Here is a 10,452-nt window from a genome sequence, read left to right as displayed (position 1 = left end):
CCCACTCCCGCGGGCGGTAGCCGTTGCGGTGGTTGACCCGCTCGTCGCTGACCTGCCCGTATTCGGCGTTGCAGAGGGCGTCGGCCTCCGCGGACATGAGCGCGTCGGCGAAGGTTTTCACCATCACGCGCAGCAGGTCGGGACTCGCCGCGGCGAGGTTGTCTTCGGTCAGGGCGTGCAGGGGCACACTGTCAGGTGCGGTCATCGTGCTGATCTCCTTCGAGCCTTCGACATCTCGAAGATCAGCCGGTGGCCGTTCGTCTATGCGGGACTCATCCCGACGCCGGAACAAACCCCCGGAACAGGTCGAACCCGTACACCACTACCGAGGACGCAACCGCCGCGATCGTGGTGGGCCCACAGGGCTTGGTGCAGTTCTGGAACGGTGGCGCAGAGGCGCTCCTCGGCTACGCTGCGTCGGAGGCGATCTCACACCCTGTCACGGAGTTCCTGGAGGTCCCCTGGCATGAGCGCTGGGAGAGAGCCGAACGGAACCTGGCCGGAAGAGGATGGACGGGGACCTTCACGGCGCACCCCCGGGACGGCAGCCGCCTCGACGTCAGGGCGCAGGCGTGCCCGCTGGGGCGTGAACAGCAGGCGAGCTGGCTCATTGTGGCCACCGACCTCGCCACCGCACAGGCGCGGGAAAGCGAGCAGGCGATCCTGCGCGAGCTGTTCACCCAGTCCCCGTTCGGGCTGGCGGTCGTCGACCCGCAACTGAGACTCGTCATGATCAACCCCGCGCTGGAACGCATGGAGGGCGTGCCCGCACGGCTCCAGCTGGGCCGCGCCCTGGCCGACACCGTTCCCGAGGAGTCCGGTCCCGTCACGGAAGCCCGCGCCCGGGAGGTGCTGGAGTCCGGTGAACCGCAGGTCGCCGTCTCCCACGTCGAACCCCCGGTCGCTTCCTCCTCCCATCTGCCGCACGTCCGCTCCCGCTCGTCCTTCAGGCTTCAGGACCTCACCGGCCACACCCTGGGCATGGGCCAGGCGGTGCTCGACGTCACCAGCTACTACCAGGTACGACGGCACCTCACCCTGATCAGCGAGGCCGGTATCCGCATCGGCAGCACGCTGGATCTCGAACGGACCGCCCAGGAACTCGCCGAGGTGCTGGTGCCGCAGGTCGCCGACTTCGTCGCCGTCGACCTCACCGCCGCCGTCATCGACGGCCACGAGCCCGACCCCGTCCTGACCGCCGGTTCCGCCGAACTGATCCGGCGCGCTCAGCAGTCCATCCGCGTGGAGCTCCCGGAATCCGGGGCCGCGCTGGGGGCACCGGTCACCTACTCCGAGACGTCGCCCCAGCACCGTTGCGTGACCACGGGCCGGCCCGTGCTGGACCCCACCGTGGACCTGTCGACCCCCTGGCTGTCCCAGGACGCCGCGCGTTCGGACAAGCTGAGGGAAGTCGGCATCCACTCCCACCTGGTGGTGCCCCTGCGCGCCCGCGGCGTCACCATGGGGGTGGTCACCCTGGTGCGCTGGAAGAACCCCGAAGCCTTCGACGCCGACGACCTGCTCCTCGTCGAGGAACTCGCCGCCCACACCTCCGTCTGCATCGACAACGCCCGGCGCTTCGGCCGCGAACACCGCGCCGCCCTGTCCCTCCAGCGCCACCTCCTTCCCAAGGACCTGCCGACCCCCACCGGCGTGGAAGCCGCCTACCGCTACCTGCCGGCCGACACCCACGCGGGCGTCGGCGGAGACTGGTTCGACGTGCTGCCCCTGTCCGGCGCACGCGTCGGGCTGGTCGTCGGCGACGTCGTCGGCCACGGCATGACCGCGGCAGCCACCATGGGACGCCTCCGCACCGCCGTCCAGACCCTCGCCGCCCTCGACCTGCCGCCCGACGAACTCGTCGCCCACCTCGACGACCTGGTCGCCCAACTCGACGAAGCGGAGACCTCGGACCGCCATATCCCCGGCGTGATCGGGGCCACCTGCCTGTACTGCGTGTACGACCCCGTCTCCCGCACCGCGGACATCACCCGCGCGGGACACCCCCCGCCCGCCATCGCCCACCCCGACAAAGCCGTCGAGTTCCTGGACATCCCGGCAGGACCCCCGCTCGGGCTCGGCGGCCTGCCCTTCGAATGCACGCACCTCAAGATCCCGGAAGGCAGCGTCCTCGCCTTCTACACGGACGGTCTCATCACCGCCTCCCAGGACCGCGACATCGATCTCGGCTTCACCCGGCTGGCTTTCGCCCTGGCGTACCCCGACCGCCCGCTGGAGGAGATCTGCGAAGTCATGGAGCGCCTGCTGCTCCCGGACCGCCCCCGTGACGACGTCGCGTTCCTCGTCGCCCGACCGCGTTCCATCAAGGAGGAGAACGTCGCGACCTGGCGCCTGCCCTGCGAACTCACCGCGGTCGGCCAGGCCCGGTCCCTCACCGCCGGGCAACTCGACGCCTGGCATCTGGACGACCTCACCTTCACCGCCGAACTGATCGTCAGCGAACTGGTGACCAACGCCATCCGTCACGCCTCCGGCCCCGTCGACCTGCGCCTCATCCGCGACGTCAACCTGATCCTCGAAGTCTCCGACGGCAGCAACACCTCCCCCCACCTGCGCCAGGCCCAGGCCGACGACGAAGGCGGCCGCGGACTGTTCCTGGTCGCCCAGTACGCCCAGGGCTGGGGAACCCGCTACACGGGCGACGGCAAAACCATCTGGGCCGAACAACTCCTCCCCCGCACGGCCACAAGCCCCTCCGCCTGACACTGACCCGGCTCGACGAGAGTCGCCCCCACACCGCACATCAACCTGCCGGACGGCTCGGCCCGGCCGGCCGAGCCCTGGGAGCCAACCCCCGGTGGAACCCCGTGATCTCCTCGGCGCACCGGGCGCCTGGTACGCGGAGCAGTGCGACGGCACCCCCCGGCTCCCCACCGGCCGGTCCCGGCGTTGCGACATGCCGAACACCGTGCTGACGCTGTGATCGCGCACGGCAGCGCCCGGTCTGCCGCATGCCCTCCGGGCTACCCGCTGGGGATGACGCAGTCTTTCGGCTGGGGAGCGCCGGTGGGCCAGCCCAGACCCACGTACTTGAGCTGGCCGCGGCCCTCCGTGCCCGGATCGAGCTGGACCACCGCGGCCGGCTTGTCGTACGGATTGCCGCTGCTGGTCAGACAGATCAGGCCGCTGGAGCCGCGGACCCGCAGCCGGGACTGCAGCAGCGGCCACTGGCCGCCGACGTCGCGGGTGCTCGGCACGTCCTCAGGGCTGCCCTGCTGCACCTGGTGCAGCGCCTGGCCGATGGTGACGAGGCCGTCGTAGACGAGCATGGTGCGGGAGTCGCGGAGGTCGGGGGCGGCGCCGAGGGAGATGTTCTCGTCCTCCACGGCCTCGATCTCCTCCTCCAGCTCCCGCAGGGCGTCCCTGGGCTCCGTGAGGTACTGGGGGAGCGGTTCGTCCCCGTGCTCTCCCGGCCACTCCGCGATCTCCGTATCCCACGCGTCCGGGTGCGCCGGCGCGGCGTACTGCACCTTCACCTTCGGCTCCCCGTCCTCACCCCGCAGGCCCTCCCAGTCCGACTCGGACATGTTCTGCCGCAGGGAGGCGGCGTCGGAGCCGCTGATGATGGTGTACTTGCGCTCGCCGCACTCCACCGCGGCGAGTTTGAGCGCGAAGATCCGCAGGTGCAGGGTGCGGCCCGCGAAGTAGACCGTGTCGGCACGGGAGCCGCAGATGCTGTTGGCGATGTGGCCGAACTGGTTGCCGGTCGTGCCGGGTTCGTCCAGGGCCGGGGACTCGAACGGGATCGCCGCCTGGCCCGCCGGGCCCACCTCCTCGATGCTGCTGAACGCATCCGCCAGCGACTCCACGTAGCTGTCCTCGCGGGAGTCGTAGACCAGCACGGTCCGCTCGTCCCTGCGGCCCTGCTCGCCGTTGAAGTCCGCCAGCGCCTGGGCGGCGGCGCCGTTGGTGGGGATGATCCGGGCCAGGCCGGGGAAGGTCAGCCGGCCCGTGCCGTCCGCATTGTCCTTGTTCGCGAGCTGATCGCCGCTGATCCGGGAGCCGAGGACCGGGATCCGGTGTTCGGTCAGGCGCTTGATGGCCGCCTCGGTGGTGTCGAGGCTGAGGTTGAAGCCGGTGACGGCGCGCAGCCGGTCCGACTTCGACCGGGCCATCTCCAGGAGGGTGTCGACTATCTGCTCCTGGTGGCGGTAGTAGCGGCCGGGGTTGGCGAGCACCAGGCGGATCTTCGGAGGCTCGCCCACGCCCTTGTTGGCGTGCCGCTGGCCCAGGTAGGCGCCCTGGAGGTCGCTGCGGATCTGCCGTCGCGTCGCGGGCGTGTCCGACTGGAGCGGGAGCATCATGGCGACGGTGACATGCGGCTTGTCCTCGATCCGCCTGTTCTCGGCGGCGATGGCGCGGGCCACGTCGCGGATCTCCGGCGTGCTGAAGTCATAACCCTCCGCGGTGACGCCGATGCATTCCCCGTCGATCTTCTCGACCCCCTCGGCGCAGGTGTCCGGCTTCTGGGCCTCGTCGTAGAGCGTCTTCGCGCCCCAGCCGGCCACCACCGCGGCGGCCACGGCCAGCAGTCCGATGAGCAGCTTCAACCACCTGGGCATCCGCGTTACCTCCTCCGGCCCATCTGATCAGTGCACGTGCAGCGCAGCAGCGGCTGCTGATTGGCCACCAGACCGGGCCAGTCGGCCGTGGCGGCGCCGAGCCGCCCCGCCCCGTCGAAGCGCATGGTCCCGAGCAGGTTCAGCAGCGAGGTCAGCGTGCGGGCCATCGCCTCCCCGGTCGGGCGGGTGCGCTCCTCGCACAGCCACACCGCGTGCAGCAGCCGGTCGACGGTGACGTCCAGCGGCTCGCCCTCCATCGGCACCCGGCCGAGAGCCCGCTGCCTGCGGGCGTCCGCCCCCAGGGGGTACGGGGCCTGGGCGATCTCGAGCAGCTCCGCGCACCACGCCTCCGGCCGGCCGGGGAGCCGGCGTACCAGGTGGCGGACCACGTCCGGTACGCCGCCGGAGACCAGGTGGTGGTTGAGGTGGTGGGCCGTGGGGGAGCGGAAGGCGGGGGGCGTTTCCTCCGGCGGCGACGGCGGCGAGGGCTGCGGGGCGGCGAGGTCGGCCGCGGCTGCCGGTTCCGGTTCGTAGTGGTCGCGCAGCAACTGATGGTCGGCGTTCCACGCGGCGCCGTCGGGGAGCAGCCCGTACAACCGGTGCAGCAGCAGTTGGCGCAGCCCGAAGTCCCCGATGAAGTGCCGCTCGCAGCGCGGCCAGCCGGTATCGACAAGCAGCCTGGAGACCTGGTCCGCGGTCAGCGGGTCGACGTGGCCGTGCTGGTAGTGGCGGAGCAGGACGTCCGCACACGCGCGGTCGTGGGCGATCGACAGATGGGTGAGCAGGTCCAGCCAGTGCTCCTCGTGCTGATCCGGCAGCTCCGTCGGCAACTCCCGCTCGATCAGCTCCTCAAGCAGGACGTCCGCGACCGGCCGCTCGACGGCTCCGCTCTCGCGCAGCGGGGCGGCGAGCAGGTCGCGGTCGTTGGCGTCGGGCGGCATCTGGAAGGACATGGCTGCGGCGGCCAGGCGCGTCACCGAGTGCGGCCGCCCGCCGCTCAGCCGCTCCACCGCGGCGTCGAGGCGCAGGGCGTTGGCGCCGCCGGTCGGCACGCCGTGGCTGCGCAGCCGCGCGGTCTCCTCGCCGATCTGAACGCCGCTGAGATAAGGCATGCGCACCTGCAGCACCCCGTCCGCGAGCACCGCCTGATCGGCGCCGCCCGGAGCGCCCGCCGTCCGCCTGGTCCACGTTGCCGGATAGCCGTCTGCCGGCCGGAACGACGCCGGCGGCTCCACCCGGTCCGAGGGCAGCCCGGCGTGCAGGAACTCTCCGCCGTCCGCACGGCGCGCCGTACCGACGACCACCGTGCGGTCACGCTGCCCGTCGCGGCGGTCGGCGAGCACGGCCCGTAACAGCCCCTGGCCGAGCGGCGCGTCGGCGTGGTCGAGGAGCAGGCCGGGGCGGCCGACGCGGCGCATATAGCCGCTCGCCGACGCGTAGTTGGCCTCCAGGTCCTCGCGCAGCACGCGGAAGAGGAAGTCCTCGGCGGGCCGGCGGTCCTCGCCGCCGGCGTGGAAGTCGGCGGCGAGGTTCATCAGCCCGTGCTTGGGCTGCCCGGCGGCCCCGGGGTACGCGCCGTAGATCCGCTCCAGCTCCGCCCGGCCGCGGTGCGCGGACTGCTTGATCAGCTCGTCCGCCAGGGCACTCAGGACGGCCGCCGGATACGGGCCGAGGGCCTGCCCTGCCAAGGTCATCAGCAGACTGCGGACCCCTCCTTGAATGACGCCACTCCAGAAGTCGCCCGCCCGCAGCCCGAGGCGCCGCCGCCGCTGGGCTATCTGCTCGTACCGCTCGACCTCCGTCGCCACCGCCCCCGCGGTGCCTTGGCGCACGCCGGTCGCGAGCACCGCCAGGCCCGGGAAGAGCCGCGGAAAGGTGAACGAGCCACCCGTTCCCCTCCACGTCCGCAGCCGCTCGGCCACCTCGAACAGCGCCTCGGTCGCCGCCGACCGGGCGTCGGGCTCGGCGCGGGCGCGGGCGGCGTACACCTCCAGGCGGCAGTCCAGGTATATCACCGGCACCTCGGTCGCGAAGCGGTCGCGCACGGCGTGCAGCAGGCGCGTCTTGTCCATGCCGGGACCACCGTTGAGGAGCACCACGGGGAGGTCGTCCTCGTAGAGCAACTTCCGCCCGGAGCCCGACGGCGACCGGCCGAAGAGGTGGGCGAAGAAGCCCCTGTCGCCCAGAAGGCCGCCGAACTCCACTTCTCCAGGCACGCCCTCTCCCCCCGGGGCTGCGGCCCCGCGTGGACGGGGCGGACGAGTGACCCATGTGGCAGAGAACGTTAGCGAACAGCATCGAACATGTCTGGCAAATACCCACCTCGACAGGGGAGTTGACGCATTCACACCTCCTTCGCCCGGGCCCGCCTGCAGGGGCGGGAAGCGGAGGGAGGCCGGTCTCACGCCGGCCCGTCGCGCAGGCAGATCCAAGGCTGCGCGTACGCCGCGCGCAGCCGCGGGGGCGCCGAAGAGGGCGCGGTCGCCGAAGTTCCCTGGTCGCGGCACATCGGACCTCGTTCGCCCCGGGTGCCTCCTGCAGCACACTATTGACCAGTAAAAGGGCGAATGACTGGTTTTCCCCCTGTCGTGCTGTTGCCGCGTCCCGCACTCTCGAACCGAGACGGCAGCCGAGGCGGCCGGCCTCATCGGTGTCCCGGGAGCGGCCATGGCGTACGTTCCGATACTCAAGGGCAAACGCGGTGAGTTCACCGCACTCGGCCACATGGGAGCGGAGGTCCAGGCAGCGGTGCGGCCCGTCATGGAGGTCGTGCCGGACAAGGCGGTGCGGGACGTCCTGGAGACGTTCCGCAAGAACGCCTGGAAGCATCTGCCGCCCGGCCTCGACCTCGCGGTGGACTGCGGAGCACTCTGGCGGCACGGGCCGGTGGGGGGAGTCTGGCAGGGCCCTCCGCTGAGCTGGCTCAGCGAGGCGTTCGGCGCCTGGCTGCTCACCTTGGTACCGGTCTTCCGGCCCTGCGATCCCCCGCGTGCGCTCGCCGAGGTACGGGACGTCCACCGCGCGCACGGGGGCGGCGCGGTGATGCGCGTGGGCGTGGACCGGCTGCCCGCCGACTTGGCGCCGGCCGACCGGCTGACAGCGAGAACCCTGCGTGGGCTGTCCCTGGCGGCCGAGGAGACCGACCTGCTTCTGGACGGGGGTTACGTCTCCGGAGACACGGCGGTCGCCGACGCCGTACCGCGGATGCTCCACGCCCTGCGCTGGGCGAGCCGGACTTCCTGGCGTTCCGTGACCCTGGCGTCCGGAGCATTTCCCCGTACACTCCGCGGACTGGCCCGCGAGCGCCTGCACCCCTTCCGCCGATGGGACGCCGCACTCTGGCGGAAGGCCGCCCATGCCTTCCACGGCCCCACGCCGCACTTCGGGGACTACGGGATCACCCACACGGCCATGAGCGTCGCAGCGAGGCGCCGCACGCCACCCAACCTCCGCTACACCGTGGGCGGGGACTGGGCGGTGTCGATGGCGCACAACCACCACGCGGGCAACGACGGCTTCTTCCTCCTCTGCGAGGATCTCGTGCGCTCCGACCTCTGGCCCGTGCGCGGAGAGTCCCTCTCCTGGGGAGACGCTCAACTCGCCGTATGCGCCCGGAGGCTGCGCCGAAAAGCCGGCGGTCCCGCCGACTGGCGCGCCTGGGCCACGTCGCATCACCTGGCTGTCGTGACGGAATCCCTGCGCACCATGGGCGTGCCGTGAGACCGGGCGGTCACTGACATGCCGAAAACCACGCAGGCCCGGTGCGCGCAGCGTGCCGCCCAGGGCAGCGATCGGGCCGTGCTCTCGCAGCCCCGGGCGAACCGGTGGAATCAGGGACTCGGGAGCCGGGAACTCACGGGTCCACCATCCAGGTCGATCTGCCCGGCACGAGCAAGGACGGCGTCACCCTTGCGCCTGATGTGGAAGAAGGCGTCGACGGCTCGTGGCTGCACAGATCCGCGGATGGCCGCATCCTGCGGGTCGCATGCGGCCCCAGGGATCTGGAAAGAGCCGTTCGTGCGGCACTGGATTTCCTCTCGACCTGAGCGCCGGGGTCCTGCGCGCGAGCGGCGATGAACACCGACCCGGTGATGAAGGGCCTGTGCATCATCCAAGCCAAGGGCACCAAGCACGTCGTGCCGTTCTGTACCGTCTCGGCGCTGGCCGGCGTCGTGGAACACAAACGTGCGGCCAAGGGCATTCTCGTCACCACCTCCTGGTTCGATCGCGCCAGCGAGGCATTCGCGAACGATCACGGCCGCCTGGAACTCCTCGACGGCGCGAACCTCGTCCACCTGTTCAAGGAGCACATGAACCTCGACGTCATCCCCGGCCCCGTGCCACCCAAGCGCAAACCGCGATAGGGCATAACGCCTGTGCGGCGTCCGAGGCCCGCCGGCGCCCGCGGGCGTGCACCTGCAACGGAGCTGTGTGGAAGCTGCGCGATGCCACTGCGACCACCTCGACGTCGGGGCGTGTGAGAGCGACGCGTCGCCATGGAGACGGCCCCGCGCGGCCGACTGTGACCCGGGGCTGAGACTCCCCTCACGGCTCCATACCCGGACGACAGCCTGATCGGCAGGCTCAACGTCCCTCCGCAAGCCTGTCGATGGAGACTGGCACCAGTTTCGCGTTCGTGATCACATCACGGGCGGTCCACCTCGTGCGGTCCCGCGGTCAGGCGCACAGCACGTGCGCAGGTGTGGCACACGCGGTCGGGGCCGCGGAGTCGCCGACGTGGCCGGGTGCCGGGAGGAGAGCGTCGTACCAGACCGTGGCCATCTTGCTGTAGCCGCCGGCGTTGGGGTGGACGCCGTCCGCCAGGTCGGCTGTGGTCAGCGCGCTGTACATGTCGACCTGGTGCACGTTCTTGCCGGCGTTGGCCGCGTTCTCCACGATTCCCGGGATCGTCGCGTTGAACGCCCGCACGACGGAGTCGTTGAAGCCCAGCGGGATGATCGTCGCCACGTAGAGGTTCGCGTCTGGCGCCTGCGCGGTGATGTGGTCGACCAGGCCGGCGAGCCGTTGCGGCGCTCCAGCGGGGTCGCCGCCGTACATGTCGTTGGTGCCGATGTGGAGCAGGATGGTGTCAGGGGTGTAAGTGGCCAGCCAGGCTGAGATGTTCTGGTCGATCTGAGAGATCGTCCATCCGGAGTGGCCTTCGTGATCCTTGTCGCCGAGGCTGTCGGGGCCGTTGGACTGGGAGCCGACGAAGTCGACGTCCTGACCGCCTGCCACGAGCTTCTCCCACAGGTCGATGCGGTAGCCGCCGGGGACCGTGAAGCCGTCGGTGATCGAGTCGCCGAGCGGCATGACCCGCACTCCGGCACCGGGCTGGGCATGGGCGGCGCCGGAGGTGGGCACCAGGGCTGCAATGAGTGCCAGCAGGGTGATCAAGCCGGCGAGAGCGTGCCTGCGTCGTAACACGTGTGGTCGCTTCCTCTCGAGGTCGGATGGTCGCTGCCCAGACGCTGTCGTCGGGGACGGTCAAGGTGATCTCGCGGCTTCGAGCGGGGCCAGTTCGTTCCACTGCTGCTGCCGGACGACCTATGCATGGCCGATGCCTCTCTGGCGGGGAGTCAGAGGGAGCGGTCGCGTTCTGGGAGCGCTCCCATTTGTATAGCGCGAAGCGATGCTTGCGTAAATGCTTCCGGCAGTGAGCCCATCGTGGAACTGGATTCTCGCGGTCGACGTACGGGGTCCTGGCGGTGGGATGATCGTCAGGACGCACATCGAAGGAAGTAAGCCTGACCTGTGTCCAGGGGCGACTTGTGTCGGCCTCGGGGTTTATGGCACGCGGATGGCACGCGGCTTCCATTGGTCCAGACAACTCATCATCCCCAGGTCGCCGACCTGGGGATTCGTTATG

The 10,452-nt window shown here is 70.7% G+C and carries 8 protein-coding genes; 4 read left to right on the top strand and 4 right to left on the bottom strand.

Going from position 1 to position 10,452, the window contains the following annotated elements:
* A partial coding sequence (locus I003_RS0118520; RefSeq protein ID WP_199784319.1) for a transposase occupies window positions 1-205 on the bottom strand: 205 nt, incomplete at its 3' end.
* A 44-nt stretch (window positions 206-249) separates the two neighbouring features.
* Between I003_RS0118520 and I003_RS0118515 the strand changes: the two genes are divergently transcribed.
* Window positions 250-2,724, top strand: a complete 2,475-nt coding sequence (locus I003_RS0118515; protein WP_078564151.1) for a SpoIIE family protein phosphatase — start codon at window positions 250-252, stop codon at window positions 2,722-2,724.
* A gap of 94 nt (window positions 2,725-2,818) precedes the next feature.
* Complete coding sequence (locus I003_RS36940; protein WP_486584280.1) at window positions 2,819-2,944, top strand: hypothetical protein; 126 nt, start codon at window positions 2,819-2,821, stop codon at window positions 2,942-2,944.
* 40 nt (window positions 2,945-2,984) lie between these two features.
* On the opposite strand, the gene I003_RS0118505 is transcribed toward I003_RS36940, so the two are convergent.
* Both I003_RS0118505 and I003_RS0118500 read right to left on the bottom strand, forming a co-directional pair.
* Complete coding sequence (locus tag I003_RS0118505) at window positions 2,985-4,583, bottom strand: hypothetical protein (RefSeq protein WP_027772864.1); 1,599 nt, start codon at window positions 4,581-4,583, stop codon at window positions 2,985-2,987.
* 5 nt (window positions 4,584-4,588) lie between these two features.
* Window positions 4,589-6,799: a hypothetical protein gene (locus I003_RS0118500; RefSeq protein ID WP_027772863.1), complete on the bottom strand. Its 2,211-nt coding sequence runs from the start codon at window positions 6,797-6,799 to the stop codon at window positions 4,589-4,591.
* 451 nt (window positions 6,800-7,250) lie between these two features.
* Between I003_RS0118500 and I003_RS0118495 the strand changes: the two genes are divergently transcribed.
* Together I003_RS0118495 and I003_RS32625 are read left to right on the top strand one after the other, a co-directional pair.
* On the top strand, window positions 7,251-8,303 hold the full coding sequence (locus I003_RS0118495) for a beta family protein (protein WP_027772862.1): 1,053 nt from the start codon (window positions 7,251-7,253) through the stop codon (window positions 8,301-8,303).
* Between the two features lie 353 nt (window positions 8,304-8,656).
* Window positions 8,657-8,947 (top strand): restriction endonuclease, encoded by a 291-nt coding sequence (locus tag I003_RS32625; RefSeq protein WP_051368320.1) that lies wholly within the window; start codon window positions 8,657-8,659, stop codon window positions 8,945-8,947.
* 313 nt (window positions 8,948-9,260) lie between these two features.
* On the opposite strand, the gene I003_RS32620 is transcribed toward I003_RS32625, so the two are convergent.
* Window positions 9,261-10,010 (bottom strand): SGNH/GDSL hydrolase family protein, encoded by a 750-nt coding sequence (locus I003_RS32620; protein WP_486584279.1) that lies wholly within the window; start codon window positions 10,008-10,010, stop codon window positions 9,261-9,263.
* Between the last annotated feature and the right edge of the window lie 442 nt (window positions 10,011-10,452).

The sequence above is a fragment of the Streptomyces sp. CNQ329 genome (assembly GCF_000482585.1).
The sequence above is the reverse complement of the archived record's forward strand: the minus strand, read 5'-3'. Positions and strand labels throughout refer to the sequence as shown.